General features: G+C 42.0%; 15 protein-coding genes. 14 read left to right on the plus strand and 1 reads right to left on the minus strand.

Going from position 1 to position 18673, the window contains the following annotated elements; translation table 11 throughout:
- Positions 1 to 28 precede the first annotated feature (28 nt).
- The 8 genes from IYN84_RS02965 to IYN84_RS03000 all read left to right on the plus strand — a co-directional run bounded on the left by IYN84_RS02965 (position 29) and on the right by IYN84_RS03000 (position 8833).
- Positions 29 to 976 (plus strand): fructosamine kinase family protein, encoded by a 948-nt coding sequence (locus tag IYN84_RS02965; RefSeq protein WP_196137672.1) that lies wholly within the window; start codon positions 29 to 31, stop codon positions 974 to 976.
- A 117-nt stretch (positions 977 to 1093) separates the two neighbouring features.
- Positions 1094 to 2014 carry a MoxR family ATPase gene (locus IYN84_RS02970; protein ID WP_196137673.1) on the plus strand — a complete coding sequence of 307 codons (921 nt, stop codon included), beginning with the start codon at positions 1094 to 1096 and terminating at the stop codon, positions 2012 to 2014.
- A 12-nt stretch (positions 2015 to 2026) separates the two neighbouring features.
- Positions 2027 to 3007, plus strand: a complete 981-nt coding sequence (locus tag IYN84_RS02975; protein ID WP_196137674.1) for a DUF58 domain-containing protein — start codon at positions 2027 to 2029, stop codon at positions 3005 to 3007.
- Positions 3004 to 5043 carry a DUF3488 and transglutaminase-like domain-containing protein gene (locus tag IYN84_RS02980; protein ID WP_196137675.1) on the plus strand — a complete coding sequence of 680 codons (2040 nt, stop codon included), beginning with the start codon at positions 3004 to 3006 and terminating at the stop codon, positions 5041 to 5043. The genes IYN84_RS02975 and IYN84_RS02980 overlap by 4 nt, the downstream gene beginning before the upstream one ends.
- 36 nt (positions 5044 to 5079) lie before the next feature.
- On the plus strand, positions 5080 to 5706 hold the full coding sequence (locus IYN84_RS02985; protein ID WP_196137676.1) for a tRNA-(ms[2]io[6]A)-hydroxylase: 627 nt from the start codon (positions 5080 to 5082) through the stop codon (positions 5704 to 5706).
- 322 nt (positions 5707 to 6028) lie between these two features.
- A complete protein-coding gene (gene dapA / locus IYN84_RS02990) occupies positions 6029 to 6913 on the plus strand; it encodes a 4-hydroxy-tetrahydrodipicolinate synthase (protein WP_196137677.1) in 885 nt (294 codons plus the stop codon).
- A 17-nt stretch (positions 6914 to 6930) separates the two neighbouring features.
- Complete coding sequence (bamC, locus tag IYN84_RS02995; protein ID WP_196137678.1) at positions 6931 to 8028, plus strand: outer membrane protein assembly factor BamC; 1098 nt, start codon at positions 6931 to 6933, stop codon at positions 8026 to 8028.
- Positions 8029 to 8071: 43 nt separating this feature from the next.
- A complete protein-coding gene (locus tag IYN84_RS03000; RefSeq protein WP_196137679.1) occupies positions 8072 to 8833 on the plus strand; it encodes an MBL fold metallo-hydrolase in 762 nt (253 codons plus the stop codon).
- Between the two features lie 43 nt (positions 8834 to 8876).
- Here the strand turns inward: IYN84_RS03000 and IYN84_RS03005 are convergent, their stop codons facing one another.
- Complete coding sequence (locus IYN84_RS03005) at positions 8877 to 10184, minus strand: TonB family protein (RefSeq protein WP_196137680.1); 1308 nt, start codon at positions 10182 to 10184, stop codon at positions 8877 to 8879.
- 560 nt (positions 10185 to 10744) lie between these two features.
- Between IYN84_RS03005 and IYN84_RS03010 the strand changes: the two genes are divergently transcribed.
- The 6 genes from IYN84_RS03010 (at position 10745) to IYN84_RS03035 (ending at position 18613) form a co-directional block, all read left to right on the plus strand.
- Positions 10745 to 11395: a chalcone isomerase family protein gene (locus tag IYN84_RS03010; protein ID WP_196137681.1), complete on the plus strand. Its 651-nt coding sequence runs from the start codon at positions 10745 to 10747 to the stop codon at positions 11393 to 11395.
- A 271-nt stretch (positions 11396 to 11666) separates the two neighbouring features.
- Positions 11667 to 12992, plus strand: coding sequence for a saccharopine dehydrogenase C-terminal domain-containing protein (locus IYN84_RS03015; protein ID WP_196137682.1), 1326 nt, complete (start codon positions 11667 to 11669; stop codon positions 12990 to 12992).
- A gap of 209 nt (positions 12993 to 13201) precedes the next feature.
- Entirely contained in the window at positions 13202 to 13807 is a 606-nt protein-coding gene (locus IYN84_RS03020; RefSeq protein ID WP_196137683.1) for a peroxiredoxin, read from the plus strand.
- Between the two features lie 195 nt (positions 13808 to 14002).
- Positions 14003 to 15280, plus strand: coding sequence for a Calx-beta domain-containing protein (locus tag IYN84_RS03025; RefSeq protein ID WP_196137684.1), 1278 nt, complete (start codon positions 14003 to 14005; stop codon positions 15278 to 15280).
- A 108-nt stretch (positions 15281 to 15388) separates the two neighbouring features.
- Positions 15389 to 15718, plus strand: a complete 330-nt coding sequence (locus tag IYN84_RS03030; protein WP_196137685.1) for a hypothetical protein — start codon at positions 15389 to 15391, stop codon at positions 15716 to 15718.
- Positions 15719 to 18613, plus strand: coding sequence for an immune inhibitor A domain-containing protein (locus IYN84_RS03035; RefSeq protein ID WP_196137686.1), 2895 nt, complete (start codon positions 15719 to 15721; stop codon positions 18611 to 18613).
- The last annotated feature ends 60 nt before the right edge of the window (positions 18614 to 18673 follow it).

Genomic DNA, 18673 nt, shown 5'->3' on the forward strand with positions numbered 1-18673 from the left:
CCTGTATAGCTAAGCGGGGAAAAGTCACTTGAGATTGAATGGAATAGAGGAAAATATTACGAGCTCCATCCTGGAGTCCATTAATGCGAACTCTATTGAAAACTGGATTCTAACCGGCTTGCAACCTGTTTCAGGTGGTGATATTAACGAGGCTTTCGCTTTAACTCTTTCTAGACCATCTAATTCTAATGCTGAAAATTCCAGTCAACGAAAAATTTTTGTTAAGTTAAACTCGCGAAAAAATTCCGTTTTTTTTAAGAGTGAGTCAATAGCGCTTGAACTGATTAACCTGTCTCGTCAAATTAAGTGCCCCAGAGTGATTTCGCGCGGTGAAGTTGGTGACTTTGCTTATCTGGTACTGGAGTTTATACCATTGAACAAAAAAGGAGACATAAAGCGGTTTGCGCAAGAACTGGCAATGCTTCATGCAAATAATTTAAGTAAAAATGGCTACTATGGATTTTATGAAAATAATTTCATTGGTGCGACACCTCAGGTTAATACTTGGAAAGCCAACTGGGTTGAGTTCTTTGCTCAGTGTAGGTTATCAACCCAACTAAAACTTTTAAAGAAAAAGGGATTGTCTTCCAGGGATTATCAAAAAGCTATCGGGCTAATCGATGAGCTACCGGTATTCTTTGAAAACTATCAGCCAAAGGCTTCATTTGTACATGGTGATCTTTGGTCAGGTAATTATGCTTTTAATGAACAAGGGGATCCTATTATATTTGATCCTGCAAGCTACTACGGCGACCATGAGGTTGATCTTGCAATGTTAGAGCTTTTTGGTGAACCAGGAGAAGAGTTTTATTCAGCCTATGAAAAGTGTTTTCCAATAAATCAAGGATACAGGTATCGAAAAAGCCTCTACAATCTATATCACATTCTAAATCATGCAAATCTGTTTGGCGGAAGCTATTATTCTCAGGCTATGAGTATGGTTGACCAACTAATCAGCTTCGCCAGAAAATTCTAGCGCTATTAAATTTACCGGGAAAAAGAAATAAAATGTGACGAATATATCTATCATAGACTTGAAATTGGTACTTTGTTAACTCATTCTTTACTAATTATCCGTTAAAGTGATTTTCTAATGCATAAAAAACTCGAGCAAGTTATTGGGCTACTTAACAAAATTATCTTAGGAAAAGAGCAGCAAATAAAGCTTGCAGTTGCTTGTCTACTGGCCAGAGGGCACCTTCTAATTGAGGACCTGCCTGGCATGGGGAAAACAACCCTTGCTCATGCTTTAGCTAAAGTTCTAGGACTAGATTTTCAACGAATCCAGTTTACCAGTGATCTATTACCCGCAGATATTATAGGTTCAGCTATTTATCGCCGAAGTGATGAGACATTCAAGTTTCATCAGGGGCCCATCTTCACTCAAGTTATATTAGCTGATGAGGTTAATCGAGCGACGCCAAAGTCGCAAAGTGCATTATTGGAAGCAATGGAAGAGTATCAGGTAACGTCAGAAGGAGTGAGTCGCAAACTTCCTGAGCCTTTCTTTGTTATTGCAACACAAAACCCATTTCACCAAATCGGAACATATCCGCTACCTGAGTCTCAATTGGACCGCTTCTTAATTCGAATTTCCCTGGGATATCCCGCAGCGAAAGTAGAGCGTTTGTTGTTTAAAGGGCAAGAAACACGAGCTCAAATAGAAAAGCTTGAGCCCTTGCTTCATGCAAGTCAAATGTTGGACTACCAGTCCGAGGTAGAAAAAATAAATACGTCAGATACGCTACTCGATTATTTACAGGATTTGATTGAGGCAACCAGACAGAGTAACCAGTGGTTACACGGACTCTCTCCTCGAGGAGGACTTAGTTTGCTTAAAGCCGCTAAGGCATGGGCGTTTCTGGACGGAAGGAACTTTGTGCTTCCTGAAGATATTCAGGCTGTATGGTTGGCTGTTACTGGTCACAGGCTTTTAAATCAATCTGGAAGTAGGGCTGCTGGAGATGAAAGCCTTTTAGCTAAATTAATCAGCGAAACATCAATACCCAGGTAAGAGAGGGAGTTGATGATTACCCAAATCCGTTTGAAAGCCTATAAATGGTTCGGTAAGCGAATGCCCTGTGGCGATATTGTGGAGTTTAATCAGCGATCCACCTATATCTGGCCTGCAGCTAGTGGCTATTTCTTAATATTTATTATCTTGCTGATGATGGTTGGCGCGACTAATTACCAAAACAACCTTGCCTTTTTACTAACTTTTTTAATAGTCGGCATTGGCCTGGCCACTATTATATTTACTTTTAAAAACCTTCAAGGTATCCAGTTCGCTCTTCGTGGTCATGGAGAGCTGTTTTGCGAAGAGTTTGCAGAGGTAGAGATTAGTTTGACTAGTCTTACCGGTACCAAACATTCGGCAATTGGAATAGGTTGGAGTCTGGAAGAGTTAGTATGGACTGATGTTGAGCCTGATGAGCCATCTCTTGTTCGCTTAAGTTTCAAAGCAAAACGCAGAGGTCAGGTTCCCTTGGAACGAATTCTGGTGACCAGCTATTTTCCTTTTGGCTGGTTAAGAACCTGGTCCTTTTTTGGTTTCAGTTCAACCGTTCTGGTGTATCCAAAGCCAGTGGAACCTCCTCCTGTATTTGAGAGCGTTGGTAATCAGGAAGAAGAACAAGGACATAAAAAAAGAGGCAGTGAGGACTTTTTTGGCCTCAAGAGCTATGAGATTGGCGAGCCACTATCGCGTATAGATTGGAAATCTTTTGCTCGCGAAAAGGGGCTTTATGTTCGAGAGTTTGCAGTCTTTCAAGGAACTCAACTTTGTTTTGACTGGGATGATTATGCGGGGACCGATGACGAACTTCGTTTGTCTTATCTGACTTTTCTGGTTATCCAGGCTGCACAACAGCAGATAGGCTACTCCCTGAAGTTACCTGGAGAATACATCATGTTTGATGAAGGTGAAGCGCATCGTAATAATTGTCTTAAAGTGCTGGCTCTTTACGATACACAAAGTAAAGAAGCAAGGGAAAGAAGCCTGCAATGAAAGCTCTTTATGTCTCTAATACGGCGTACCAAAACAGGTCTTTACCCTTTTATGCGATTATTCTCGCCCAGCAGTCAGTCCTGATACCATTATATTTTTTTATTCCTGTATGGATAACCGTTCTCAATATTACTGCTGCATTACTTGTTCTCTGGGCAAGCGGCAAAAATCGGTTTGTAATAAATCGCTGGGTTAAAACTCTTATAACATTGGCCGCGATTGCTGGAGTGTTTTGGTTTTTCAGAAAAATTTCAGGCAGGGACGCTGGGGTCGCACTGATTAGTGCAATGTATGGGCTTAAAATATTTGAAGTAAACAAAAAGCGCGATGCCTATTTACTACTTAACCTGGGCTTTTTTATTCTTGTTACTGGCTTCCTGTTTACTCAAAAACCTCTTATCGCATTATATCAGCTTATTGCTCTTCTTCTTATTCTAAATGCTCTAATGCAGCTCAATACTCTGGGAAGTAGTTCCATTAAAGGTTTAGCTTCAACTCTTAAGTCCCTGGTGAAGTATCTGATTTTTGCTATTCCAATAATGGTATTGTTATTTGTTTTTTTTCCTCGTCTAGCAGGACCGCTTTGGCGTATGCCGGGAACTTCTCAAGCTGTCTCCGGCGTCAGCGACAGTATGTCGCCCGGGGATGTAAGTGATTTACAGTTATTTGAAAAAGTAGCCTTTCGCGCCCAGTTTAGTGGCAGTGAACCCAGTGAAAGCTTGCTCTATTGGCGCGTTCTTGTTCTGGATGAGTTTGATGGGATAACCTGGACACGCGCAGGCTCAATTCCAGTTCAAACCGGCGAGTCCTCTACGCATGGTGGTGAGACTTTTTCTTATAATATTACTCTCGAGCCTACTCGGCTGAACTATCTGGTTAGCCTGGACAGGCCTGTGAGGGCGCCAGTAAAAAGTCGCCTTTACCGAGACTTTACCGTCACAACAAAATACCGGATTCAGGATCGAACTCGATATCAGCTTGAGTCGAAGCCCGACCTCTCCATAGAGCCAACGATGAGTGAGCGCCGAAAAGCATTTTTTACACAGCTGCCTGAGAGCGGTAATGAACGAGCTAGAAGTTGGGCGCAAGAGTTAAGGCTTGGTGTGGAAAGTGATGAAGTATTTGTTCAAAGGCTATTGCAACAAATAAATCAGCAACCTTATTACTACACGCTGACTCCACCGACTCTGGAAGAGGATATTGTGGATAGTTTCTGGTTTGACTTCAGGAGAGGATTTTGCGAACACTACGCTTCTGCTCTAGTATTTTTGGCTCGAGCCGCTGGCATCCCTGCAAGAGTGGTTATTGGTTATCAAGGAGGCGAGAAAAATCCACTGTCTAATTACTGGATTGTTCGTTATGCCAATGCTCATGCCTGGACTGAAATTTGGATCGAAGGAGAAGGGTGGTTGAGAGTTGATCCCACAGCCGCAATTGCTCGCAGCAGGATTGAAGAGAATTTACTAAATGATTATCGTCAAAGGGAGACGCTATTTGAGGACTTTCCTGCAGTAAATTTGGGAGACATTTCATGGTATCAGGAGTTTCAATATTGGCTGGATGATTTAGATTCTAACTGGAATGAGTGGATACTCGATTTTAATCAGGGGAAACAAAGACAGCTTTTTTCAGGTCTGGGTTTCCAGCAGATACGAGATAGGGATCTGATTATTATCATGATATTAGTATCTGTGGGATTTGTCCTTTTTGCCAGTTTGCGCCAGTTTCATTATAAATCGGAAAAATCTCCTCTCACCAAATCTTTTGACGATCTGGAAAAGCTTCTCGTCAGCTTGGAAGTGATTGAACAAAACAAAAGTTACGGTCCGGCGGAACTTATTATTAGAGTAAAAGCTTCTACGGTTGCGAAAAAAGCCGAGCTGATCCTGCTTCTAAGAGAGTACATCAGGATGCGCTACCAGATTGAAGCAAACCAAAAAGATGTTCAAAAATTAGTCAGGGAATTCAAACGAGTGACGCGATTTTTAAAGGTTAATAACGTAATTACTCGTAAAAAGTCTCCAAGTTCCCTATAATTTCGCGGTTTTTTAGAAACTGAATAGAAATGACCAATGGATATCTCTCATATTCGCGAGTTTTTGCACTGTGATACCCCTGTAAGCTGGCTAGATTTTGCGTTAGAACATGTCGATACGCTACTCATTGACCACGCTAAATGTGAGAAAAAAGCTGCGTCAATGGCTTTAAGCTTAATGTTCAAGTATTCTGAGAGAGAAAATTTGCAGATTAAAATGGCTCAGCTGGCCAGAGAGGAAGTGCTCCACTTTGAACAGGTCTACGAGAAGATTCGAGAACGCAAAATAGAATATACGATTCTTTCTCCCTCACGCTATGCCAATTGCTTACGCAAAATGGTTAGAGCTCACGAGCCCGATAAGCTGGTTGATCTGTGCATTATTGGAGCTATCATTGAAGCTCGCTCTTGTGAAAGATTTGCCAGCCTGGCCCCTTTATTAGAATCTAAAGGGGAGAATGATTTGGCCAAATATTATCGGTATCTGCTTAAGTCAGAGTCGCGCCACTATGAAGACTATTTGGCACTTGCAGCTGAGTATGCAGGCTATGACATTCAGGCTCGAGTTGAAGAGTTTCTCAAGGTTGAAGCGGAGCTTATTTGTGAGCCTGATGAGTTATTCAGGTTTCATAGCGGTATACCAACTTCGGAAACCGTGATTTAGCAGGTTTTATCACAACCTTTTGAAGTTAGCTATAGTTTGGAACCTGTAGTCATTCGTTGATTTCTTCAACTGACATTGAACCTGTAACGAAAATGTCTGTCATACTCGTCAACTAAAATAATAGATCGACCATTGAATATATAGAGAGGAACCGAATTACTTGAGTTGGTACCTTTCAACGAGTAACATAGCTGGCCTGATTTGAAGCCATTTAGCCAGGATTAAGAGAGTTTGTAGCAAAAGAACAATGTATAGCAGAGAGGTTTGGGGAAAGTTCTCTGACTCGCTAATGCTCTTTTCTACCAGGTAATTAGTGAGATGTATGATTAGTAATAAACTGACCGGCAGCTGGGTTGCATTGGTCACGCCTATGCTTGATAACGGCGACATTGACTTCGAGCGCTTAAGGTCTTTAATTGATTGGCATATAGAGTCTGGAACTGACGGTGTTGTCGTTATGGGAACAACTGGAGAGTCGGCGACAGTCTCTGAACAGGAGTATCTGGCCGTTATTGAGGCGAGTATTCAATATGCAAATGGAAGAATTCCAGTAGTTGCTGGATGCGGCAGTTCTTCAACTGAGAAAGCTGTTTCTTTTGCGAGAAAGATTAACCCGTTTAAGCCAGATGGCTTTTTATGTGTAACGCCTTATTACGTAAAGCCTTCTCAAAGTGGTCTGGTGATACATTTTGAGACTCTTGCTGATGTGTGTGAAGCCCCAGTGTTGCTTTATAATGTTCCCGGTAGAACAGGGGTAGATTTGGCAGATAGTTCAATCATTCAGTTAGCAAAACATGAAAATATTGTAGGCATTAAGGACGCGACCGGAGATTTGTCAAGGCTGGAGGCGATAAAGGATTTGTCAGAAAGTTTCGTTCTTCTTAGTGGTGATGATGAAACTGCTTTTGAGTTTATCCAATCTGGTGGACATGGCGTGATCTCTGTAACTGCAAATGTTTTCCCTGAGGCCATGAAAAAATGGATCGAATTGATTGATAAGTCAGAACACAAGGCCAAAATCATATTTGATATACTTTTGCCCGTTCACAAAGCGATGTTTTTGGAGTCAAATCCCATACCTGTGAAGTCAGCATTGAGTATTAAAAAAAGAATTGAAAACGGAATCAGGTTACCGCTCACTAGAGCGAACCATGAAACATACAAAGTAATTGAAAATGTGCTGCGAGAGTGCAGCTTTTCGCAGTAAGTTGGAGTAGAAAAGCTTTGAAAAACATTACACCGATTGGTTTTAAATTGAGCTTAGCCATACTTGGTATTTCGGTAGTTTCTGGTTGTAGTTATATTTATAGTGAAGATGGCTTAGTCAAAGACCGAACCTATGAATATTTAGACGCCAAGCAGTCAAAAGAACTGATAATTCCTAATGACCTCAAGCAAGAGAACAAAGTTAATTTTGCCCAGGTCCCTGCAATAGGAGACAAAGCCAAAGGAGCTCCTGTGGGTAAAGATTTATCCACCAATGCTCCTGTTCAGATCCTTGCCGTTATTGAAAATACCAGACAGGATAAAACTGGTGACAATCCAGCCGTTTTTGTAAATGATGACGCAGCTTTTGTCTGGCAGTCTATCACCTCGCTAATGGAAGAATATGAAATTTCTCCGGTTATTTCTGATGAATCACGCCACTATCTGGATACCGGCTGGGTAGCCCAGGATGAGAGAGGGGTATGGCTTGGCCTGGAGCCTCAAGATGATATTGATGAGTTTAAATCTCGCTATGTATTCACCTTTGGAGAAGGCACCTTACCTGGAGAGATTCGAGTTGAAGTCGAGCGTGTAGGCGCTCAAAAATTTGATGACGAGTCTGATTCCTGGAAAGATACTCCAAGCTTCTGGCAAGACTCTGCTGAAATGCTTAACCTGTTTATAGCTCATTACGACAAACGGGTGGGTGAACGCGAAAAGCACAACCGAGAAAGAGTTATTGCAGGAATGAAAATGGAGCTTTCAAAGGACGTTGAAGGTAATCCTGCTTTTGTGACCAAGGCAAATATTGAAGATGTCTGGAGTAAGACTCCACGAGTAATGCGTAGTTTAAACTTTGAAGTTAAAGACAAAGATCGACGACTCATGACTTACTATATGGAGTTTGAAGCGGAAGAACCCGGATTTTTTGCTTCTTTATTTGATGAAGATAAACCTAAGTTTGAGCTAGAAGATGGAAGTTATCAGGTTACTTTAAGTAGTGTTGGAGACATGACTGCTTTGGTCCTGAAAGATGCACAAGGCGTACCACTGGAGGCATCGTTAGTTACCAAGCTGTATCCTGCGATTAGTAAACAATTTGGTACTCGACGATAATTGTTCTCGTTTACTATCGTATTTGTGTTTGAAATAGATAGCAGTGTGGTTCACTAGCCTCGGCTCAGGTAGCAAGGGAAATGCAACGCTTGTTCGCTCTGAGCGTTCTCATCTTCTTATTGACTCCGGCTTCTCTTGTAGAGAGCTGGAGATTCGCTTATCAAAAAGAAATACTGAACCTGAGAGCGTTAAAGCTATTCTGGTGACACATGAACATAGTGATCATATGAAAGGCGTGGCGACTTTTGCCAATAAATATGAAATACCTGTGTATATGTCGCGCGGTACCTCCTTGCATCATCTAGCTGAAAAGATAAACAATATTAAGATAATTTCTTGCCATAAAAAGTTCTCTATTGATGATTTTGAGATCACTCCTGTTACGGTTCCTCATGATGCGCGAGAAGCGTGTCAGTTTATAGTAGAGTCAAACAACCTAAGGCTTGGTATTCTGACTGATCTTGGTCACATTACACGACACATAGAGAGTAGCTACTACCGGCTGGATGGACTGATGCTTGAGTTTAACCATGACGTTCAACTACTTCAATCTGGCTCCTACCCGCGAAAGTTGAAAGCTAGAGTTGGAGGCCAGCTAGGACATCTGAATAATACTCAAGCAGTGGGCTTCTTAACAAAAGAAAGGATAGCGGGATTGAAAAAGCTAGTCGCTGTACATCTTAGCGAAGAGAACAATTCTAGAACAATCGTTCAGTCTTTATTGGAAAGTGTGAATGTTTCAAACAATAGCAGCTATACAATAGCAAGTCAGGAGACGGGATTCGATTGGCTTTCCTTAACATGAGAAATCAAATAAAAAAGCCGTCAAAATGACGGCTTTTCAGAGTTTAGAGTTTAAAGCTAATCGGAACTTCAAACTCAAATGTAGTTTGCTCCAATTCAGTAGGGATTTTTTCAAAAGGAGCTGCTTTCTTAACCATTCTTATTACTGCGCGATCAAGAATTCGTGAGCCTGAGCGCTCAATTAAATCAAGCTCTTCTATTTCTCCTTGAGCATTGATAACTACTTTAGCTACAACGTCGCCCTGTTCGCCTTTAACCAGAGCTTTTTTGGGATACTCTTCGAATTTTCTAATAGCGTTGATTAGATCTCGGGTATATGAACCACTTAAAAGGTCGGCATCAAAAAAGTCATCATCTAAAGTTTCTTCAACCGGCTTTTCTATTTTCGCGACTTTAGCCGCCTTAGGTTGGGCTTTTGGAACCTCTTTCTTTGGCTCTGACGGAGTATCGTTGCCTGACTTCTTACTCGCATTAGCGACAGAGTTATTGGAGTTGTCTAAATTAATTTTGGGCTTTATATCTAGCTTTGGCTTGGCAACCAATTGTGGAGTTGATTTATTCTCGACCTTTTTTTCAGGTTCAGGCTTCTTTTTGACCACTGGTTTCTGAGCCTGAGCCTGCTTTTTAACTGGTTCGTTCTTAGGAGAAGGGGTCTTTTTTTCAACCGTTGGCTCCTCAGGTTCTTGTTTTGCGACCTGCACCGGCGCCAAATCCGCATCGAAGCGCCCGGCAATTGGCTGCAGCGCCTGATATTTGGCGATATAGGATGCTTTTACACTCGCGCTGTCTTGTCCTCGGATACTTGACTTGAATGCTTTGGTTGGTGGATTAGTACCTAACCAGACATTTAGCAGCAGATCAACGAAACCGCCGGCATCAATTGTTTGAAAGAGCGTGCCATTAAGATATACCTGGGTCCCAACTCCTGGAATGTGGTCTATGTTTAGCTCGTCTCCTAATTGAAAACCTCTTTTGAAATTGCGGGAAAAAAGAACAATTTCCTTGGTGAGTGGGCGCCAGTTTTCCCTGGGATTATTCATCGCAAGGCGTTCTTTCCAATGGCGTGACATTTTGCGACTGGAGTATTCTGTCACTAGCTTGATCGACATTCTCTTGGCTATATTGTCATCTTTAAGCTGTTCAACATCTGTTATGCCTGCAGGCCCAAACAAAGCGCCTACATAGATGTCATTTCTCAGCTCCTGATGCATTCCTATTCCAAGAAGTTCAAGACTCTGCCCATTTGACAAAGTGGCAGTAATTTCTGCTCGTAATCCAGTTGTAAAAGTAGACAGTACAAAAAGGAAAGAAAACAGAGCAAGTTTTTGAGTTTGCTTAAGTGCTTTGGGCATTTGTGGCTCCACCTAAAAATTATTTGCATTTGTAAAGCTTTTCCGCCTACGCAGGCTCAGTAGTCTGCAAGGCTTCTCAAATTGCATCCTGCTGGGGAGGTTGTAGAAGACATTACATATAGAGAATTGGTCTCTGAATACCAACTTCTTTCCCCTAAGTCGTCGTTCCAACTGTAATTTTTATTTTAATTTGGACTTCCAAGTCCATAATAATTCGAATCAAACGCGGGTTTCAAGTCAAAGAAGCGACTTATATGGATAATTTATTTAATCTTCTCAATAATTTCCGATGTTTGACAGGTCTTATGACAAAAAAAGGGGATAATTGGCTGTTTTTAATTGACTTTTCCTGGTCTAATCAGTAAAAAAGAATGACTGGAAGTCTGGAATGTCAAATTTGCAATCTGTATTTCTTTAAGGTTATATATGTGCACGTATGTCGTTTTAGTAGCAAGGAAGCAGGGAGGATTGTTTACAAACTGCATTCGGTTTATGTCAATTGAAGAGGGCTTCAAGGCTCCGTGAATAGACTTTGCGTTAACAGATTGTCGGGGTAGATGGTGAAAATAGTAAATATTTTGTTGGTGGTTACTTTCTTAGTATTGGCAAATTTCTCATTCGCAGAAGAGGCGACCTCTGAAGCTGAATTGAATGAAAAGCTAATGGCTGCGCAGAAAATAAAGCTCGGCGATAGGCCCCTGTTGATGGTAGGAATGGGATTGACGCGCTTGATGAATGACGATTATTACATTGGCGCTTTTTATGTTGATGAAGCTGCGCAGTATGATATGGGTGAGGATCTTGCCTATCTGGATGCTTCTCGAAGAATGGAGTTCAGAATTGCTTCCAAAAGTAATATTTCTGGCAGAGGATTCAAAAGAAAGCTTGCTGAAGCAATAAGAATTAATAATGCTCCGACAAACGTAAAGGGTGAAAGTGAGGGATTGCAGCAACTTTTTAAGCTATTTAAGGGAACTTATAAGCCGGGCGACAAAATATGTTTTGACTATTATAAACAAGGAGCAATAACCAGAGTCACGTATAATGGCAGAACCCTGGGCGAGGTTCGCCGGTCAAAAGACCTTTATCAGCTTTTGCTAAAAACCTGGCTTGGTGAGAGGCCTCCTTCTTCCAAGTTTAAAGAAGGTATTTCTGGTAGAAATGATACCAAGTATGCACTGGATCTGCTGCGACGATTTGTAACCTTATAAAAAGAATCTTTTTAAGAAAAAATTCATTTTAAACCCGCTTTTGCGGGTTTTCTGCTACTTAGACCCTCGTAATAGATCTAATTTACAACACTCTATTTTTCTACTGGTTTACATGTTGCTGTTAACTAGCTATGCTTGGCGCCGAGCAAATGGGAAGAATGAAACTCCCTGAGGGAGAGTTTATCCGTTTGACCTGGTTGTTATTTAACAATGCTCCCAACAGCATACAATTTAAATGAATAAATAGATTATAAAGGTACGTCGAAAGGTTATGGCAAACATTCTACTTCTAGGTGCTGGTTTTGTTACTGGCCCTCTGGTTGATTACCTTCACAAGAAAAACCATCAAATTACCGTTGGCTCACAGTTTTTATATGAAGCCGAAGAGCTAGTTGCAGGGAGAGACAACTTAACTCCGCTGCAAGTAGATGTTACAGATGCGCAACAGTTAACCGAGCTGGTTAAAGGAGCTGATCTGGTTATTTCCTTTGTGCCATTCCAGTTTCATGTATCCGTTGCCAAAATATGCGTCGCTGAGAGAACCTCAATGGTTACCGCCAGTTACACTCATGAAGATATGTGGAAGCTGAATGAAGAGGCGAAAGCCGCAGGCATAACAATTTTGAATGAAATCGGTGTTGATCCCGGGATTGATCATATGACCGCTATGAAGGTTATTGATGAAGCTCATGAGCAGGGTAAGAAAGTTGAAGCGTTAGTTTCCTGGTGCGGTGGAATTCCTGCCCCTGAAGCAAACAACAACCCTTTGGGTTATAAATTTTCATGGTCTCCAATGGCAGTTTTATCTGCAGTAAGTAATGATGCAATCTATTTGAGCAAAGGTGAGTCGAAGTCGATAGCCGGAGAAGAACTGCTAGCTTCAATGCGAGATGTTACTTTGACTAGTGATATGGAGCTGAAAGGGTATGCCAATCGTAATTCTTTGAGTTACAAGCAGGAGTATCGAATTCCAGAGGTTAAAACACTGCTTAGAGGAACCCTTAGGTATCCAGGCTTCGGCCCGGTTATCGATGCTGCCAAAAAAGTTGGTCTGCTTTCCAGCCAAAGCTTTGACGGTGAAGCGCCTACAACCTGGCATGATCTCATGACCTACCTGGCTAAACTAAAGTCTGTCGAGAGTTCTGCTGATTTGTTTAATGACCGCTCTATTGGTGACTCATTTAAGTGGCTGGGGTGTTTTAGTGAAGAAAAAATTCTAGGTGATAGCCCTATCGCAGCATTTTGTAGTCTCCTTACCGAGAAGCTTAAGTATCAGGAAGGGGAACAGGATATGATTGTCATGCAACATCGAATGGTCATTGTAGATAGCGAGGGTAATAAAGAATTTCATCGCTCTACTTTGGTGGAAAAAGGCGATTCTGGTGGCTATTCTGCCATGGCTAAAACGGTAGGATATCCAGCAGCTATTGCTGCTGACTTGATACTCGCTGGAAAAATAGACCGCAAAGGGGTTTGTATTCCTGTAACTAAAGATATTTATGAGCCGGTATTAAGAGAACTGGAATTACTCAATATAAAAATGGAAGACAAATTGATCGAAAATCAGGAAGAAGCGAGTTTTCTGAATCATTTATAGCTGAAAATTATTCAATCTCGATCTATAACTAACTATTGCTCGTATCACGAGTAATAGTTTAGTTGAGATAATCTATCAAAATTTAATCAATGATAGAATTGCTTTATATTTCTAATTGAAACCCTCAATTTGGTTAATCGTAGCTAAACGAGTATCGTATGGGTTCAGATTTAATATGTTTTTATTTTAATAAAACTTAGGAGATTAATATGGGCGTTTTAGTTGGACGCGAAGCACCTGACTTCACCGCATCAGCGGTGCTGGGCAATGGCGAAATCGTTAATGATTTTAACTTTAAGGAAGCTACAAAAGGTAAAAAAGCAGTTGTATTCTTTTACCCGCTAGACTTTACTTTCGTTTGTCCTTCTGAGTTGATCGCTTTCGATCACCGCTTAGAAGAGTTCAAAAAGCGCGGTGTTGAAGTAATTGGTGTTTCTATTGATTCACACTTCTCGCATAATGCTTGGAGAAATACAGCTATCAATGATGGTGGTATTGGCCCGGTAGGATACACTCTTGTTGCTGATGTTAAGCATGAAATCTGTAAAGCGTATGACGTTGAGCATCCTGAAGCAGGCGTTGCTTTCCGTGGTTCTTTCCTGATCGATGAAGATGGAAATGTTCGCCATCAGGTAGTAAATGACCTTCCTTTGGGTCGTAATATTGATGAAATGCTACGTATGGTTGATGCTCTTGCCTTCCACCAGGAACATGGTGAAGTATGTCCAGCAGGTTGGAAAGAAGGTGATAAAGGTATGAATGCGTCTCCTGAGGGTGTTGCCAAGTATCTTTCAGAAGAAGCTGATAAGCTGTAAAATACTGCTAATCGCGAAAAAGGCCGGGCTTATGTCCGGCTTTTTTTTTGTATTTTCTTAAACAAATAAACTTAATCTGATTAAATTCAACCTAATTCACGTAAATCTTGTCTATCTTGTGTTAACTTGACATCAACTGGTTTAAACAGAGCGTTCAGATTACGCAATAAGACGAAAATGGAAGCAGGATCAGGCATGAACATGAAATTTTCAGGGTGGCTAAATACAGTCCGGCTAGTCGCTGTGATGGGGATGTGCATCAACTTTTCAGTTAGTGCTGATGTTCCTGCTCAAGTGCAGGCCGTATTTCAGAATAATGGCTGTAACTCAAGTAACTGCCACAGTGGAGCAGGGCCTGATGCAGGCTTGGGGCTTGACGATGCAGCAACTTCAGAGTTGGAGCTTGTAAACGTCGACTCTGAACTGGCTGGCTGCACATTAAAGCGAGTAAGCCCAGGCGATGCTGCAAACTCTGTTCTTTACGACAAAATCAGCAACACAAACCCGCAGTGTGGTGCCGCTATGCCACTTGGTGGTCCGCAGATTAGTACGGCAGATCAAGAAACCATCTTTAACTGGATTGAATCATTACCGTTTGGCCTGATTGAAATGGCGTCTGCCGGAGTTTCGGTACAGGAAACTGATTCGAGCGTAACTTTGAGAGTCAATCGAAGTCAGGGAACAATGGGAAGCGTAACCGTCGACTATTCGGTAGCGGCAGTTACAGGAGACACTGCTACTTCCCCCGATGACTTTATTGCTGATTCAGGAACCCTGGTATTTGCCGACGGTGTTGATAGCCAGACTATAGCTGTGACTTTGATGGACGATGATGTATATGAAGGAGCAGAGGTCTTTTCGGTAACATTAAGTAATGCTACTGGAGGTGCCAGCGTGGGCGGGCAAGCTCAATCAAAGGTAACCATTGTCGATAATGAATTTTCGAATCAACCTGGAACCTTTTTCTTTGACCGGGTGAACTACTCTGTTGATGAAAATGGAACTTCATTTGATCTGACTGTATTACGTTCTTTTGGTGCTGCGGGTCAGGTTACTGTCGATCTGTCGACAATTGCCGGTACCGCAACTTCAGATTCTGACTATCAAAACGTTAGTCAAACCCTGGTATTTGATGAAGGTGTTCAGTCTGCTTTGGTCACTATCAATATAATCGATGATCAGGAAACCGAAGGCAACGAAAGCTTCAACTTAAGACTCTCAAATCCAACTAATGGAGCAACTGTAGGAACTCCTGATACTGTGAGTGTAACTATTACCGATGATGAATCTTCTGATACCGGGGATGGAAGTGATGATGGAGAAGGGGATGGTCAGGACGACGATGATTCAGGTACCAGTTTCGAGCAGCCTGAAACAGAAGAGTTTGAAGCCGCTGGTAGTCTTTTCTGGATTACTCCATTTCTGGCATTATTTATTTTGATTTCTCGAAAAAGCCTTACTACTAATAACTAGAAATTATTAATCTTCGTGAATAGTTACTAGGGTGAAATATTTACGTGCCTCTAAGGTAATTTTTTTCCTAGGATATCCCCTGCTTTTTAAAAATAGTAAGGGGTTATCGTGTTCAATACCTGCAAACAGCCTTTGGTAGTACTGATTTTTGTTCTCGCAGCCGTTTCTGGTTGTACCCAAACACAAAATACAGACTTGGCTGCTACAACAACCAATGTTCAAGAAAACAGCCATTCTCAAGACGTTATTGTCAAGCCTCCTTACGCTTGTCAAAAGCCTGCACCAGTGAAAGATATTTGGGCATTAGAGCCTTTGTTAATCAAGCGTGGTGAAATTGTTGAATCAATGACCAGGGAAGAAAGGGAAAAAGCTATTCAAGCCTATATCGCGAGGCAATACGCTCAGTATAAGTTATGTATTAAAGGTGGTAAGAAGTAGATGAAATCTAAAGTTTTAAATAGAAAGACTCAATCCGGTTTTAGTGTAAAAAACTGGTTGCTGGCCGGCGGTTTAGGAAGCGTATTATTCTTGTCTTTGAATTCCTTTGCGAAGAATGAGCCAGTGAACCGTCCTAATGGTGATATAGGTGTTATTAATATAGAAAGAATTGAGTACTGGCTTAAAAAAAGCGGTCAACTTTCTGAGAAGGCTTCTGAGCAAGAAGTGCAAGTAAAAATTGGTAATTTTGTGCAAGGAATTTCAGGGTATCGTGAACCTTCTAAGTTGCTCAAAGCAAAACAGCGAGCAATCAAGAGAAAAGTCGCCAAGCAAAAGGTGACAGGAGAGAAAACACTACAAAAAGCCGCAGCCCCAAAAACGGTTAAAGTTCTGGCGGTACTAATTGATTTTCCTGATCTAAAGCATGATTCGCATGGGTTAAATTCTGGTGATACAGATATGTATTATCCTTCCTACCCTGTATCCCATTACCGCGATGTAATGTTTTCAACTACTGGTTTTGAAGGGCCAGGGGGTGAAACCCTGCTTTCTGGGTACCAATATTACCAGCGAGAGTCAGGAGGAGAATTCTTTTTTACTGGAGAAGTGTTCGACTGGGTAACTGCGGATAAAAATGCTGCAGAATATGGTGGTCATGCAATCGATCCACAAAGTGGAAGAGACATTAATGACAAAGGCGTTGAGGAACTGATTAAAGAGGCCGTCGAAAAAGCGGTAGCTGCGAACAGTATAAATCTTGCCGAGTATGATGTTGAAGATCCTTATGATAGCGATGAGGATGGAATTTTCGATGAAGCGGATGGCTACATTGACCATGTAATGGTATTCCACTCCAGTATTGGTGAAGAAGCGGGTGGTGGCAGGCTGCTAGACGATGCTATTTGGTCTCATCGCTTTTATGTGGATGCTCAAGGTACTGAGGGCGGGGCTCCTGGTTATCAGATTCCGGGAACAGATAAGTCTGTTTACGGATACACTATCCAACCAATTGATGCGGCTCCAGGAGTAATTGTGCATGAATTTGGGCACGATCTTGGCTTGCCTGATGAGTATGATATTGGTGAAGCAAATAGTGGTTCTCCGGTAGGTTATTGGTCAGTTATGGCTGGTGGTAGCTGGGCCGGTGAACTTGCGGGCACCGAGCCAACAGGGTTTAGTAGCTATGCAAAAGAGTATCTTCAGGAAAATCATGGTGCTAACTGGATCAGTCAGTCAACTCTGGATTTTGAAACTTTTACAGATCCAGTTGATATTGAGCTAGTTGACGCAACAGATACCGCTGGTGCTTTGCCCAACGTTATAAAAGTCAATCTACCTGCGCCTATGGAGTCTTTTAAACAGCCTTTTTCCGGGGAATATCAGTACTACTCGGCTCGTGGTCACGACTTATCGAATCAAATGAGCTTTGAAGTGAGTATCCCGGATTCTGATAATGTTTCTTTTACCATGAAGGCGCACTGGGAAATCGAAGAAGACTGGGATTTTGTCAAAGTTACTTTCAACGATACTTCTTTGCCCGGGAATTACACCCGAGAGGCCAATCCCTATACTGGCCAGTATCCCGGTTATGATGATGCGGTACACTATATAACGGCATCTTCTGCTACATTAGCGGAGGCTACTGGAGCAAACAACTGGGTAGACTTAAGTTTCGATGTTAGCTCATTAAAAGGTCAAACAGTGACTGTTAAGTTTGAGTATCGTACCGATAGCAATACTGGTGGATACGGTTTTGTTGCGGATGACCTAAAAGTTGTTGATGGAAATTCTGAGGTCTTCGTTGACGATGCTGAGGCCGAAGATAGTGTTACTTTGAACGGCTTTCTAAGAGAAGATAATCAAACTGAAGGAGCTCCTCAGAATTACTGGCTTCAACTTAGAAGCCACAATGGTAACGATTCCGGGCTCATATCTGCAGGTTACGACCACGGGTTGGTAATTTGGTTCTCTGATAGTGAGTTTGGCACGAATGAGTCATCCATTCACCCTGGCAGAGGTTTCGTGAGTGTGGTTGACACCGATCAGAATATGATTGCTGCAGGAGGTAGTAGCCGTCAAATAAGGGATGCTGCACTGCGTACTTTTGAGCAAACAGCATATAGTGGTGATAGCAGCTTGACCGCGGTGAGCGTTTTCGATGACGGGCAGGATTATTCCACCCCTGCGCAACCAGAATCTGGGGTCATTTTGCCTAATGCCGGATTAAGTGTAGAGTTAATCAGCCAGGATGATACCAGCCAAATGGCAACCATCAGGGTATCAAAAATTCCTACGGTGGCGACTTCAAGATTTAGAGCTGATGTATCAGGATCAATGGTCGCTTTTAGAAATCGCTCCAGCGGACCAAATCCACTAACTTTCAGCTGGGATTTTGGTGATGGCAGTGCTGCGTCTTCCGAGTATGGGCCTGTTTACACGTATGCATCGGAAGGAATTTATGATGTAACGCTTACGGTTACCGATTCTGTTAGCGGAGATATCGATTCTTTCACCCAAAAAGTGGAAGTAGGTTCCGCTCCAGTTTCTTCTTTTAGCTTTACTGCTAGTGATTTGACTGTCAATTTCACAAATACGACAACAGGCGGTATTGGAACTCTGCGTTACCAGTGGAATTTTGGAGATGGCACTTCTTCGACCCAGAAGTCTCCAGTACATACCTACAGTGCCGCTGGAACTTTTACGGTTATTTTAACGACAATTGATGGAGCCAATATATCTCATTCGAGCAGTCAGGAAGTGACCGTACAAGAAAGTTCTGGCGGAGATACCGGAGGTGGTGATTCGAGCAATGGTTCTTCAAGTTCTGGTGGCGGAAGTTTGGGATGGGTGTTGGTACTTGTATCAATATTCGGGATAAAAAGACGACGTCAGTAGTAAAAAAGTTATTCTCTGATAACAAGATTAAGAGCCGGGTTACACCCGGCTTTTTTATTG

It is taken from the genome of Aliikangiella sp. G2MR2-5 (assembly GCF_015687155.1).
GTDB lineage: Bacteria > Pseudomonadota > Gammaproteobacteria > Enterobacterales > Kangiellaceae > Aliikangiella.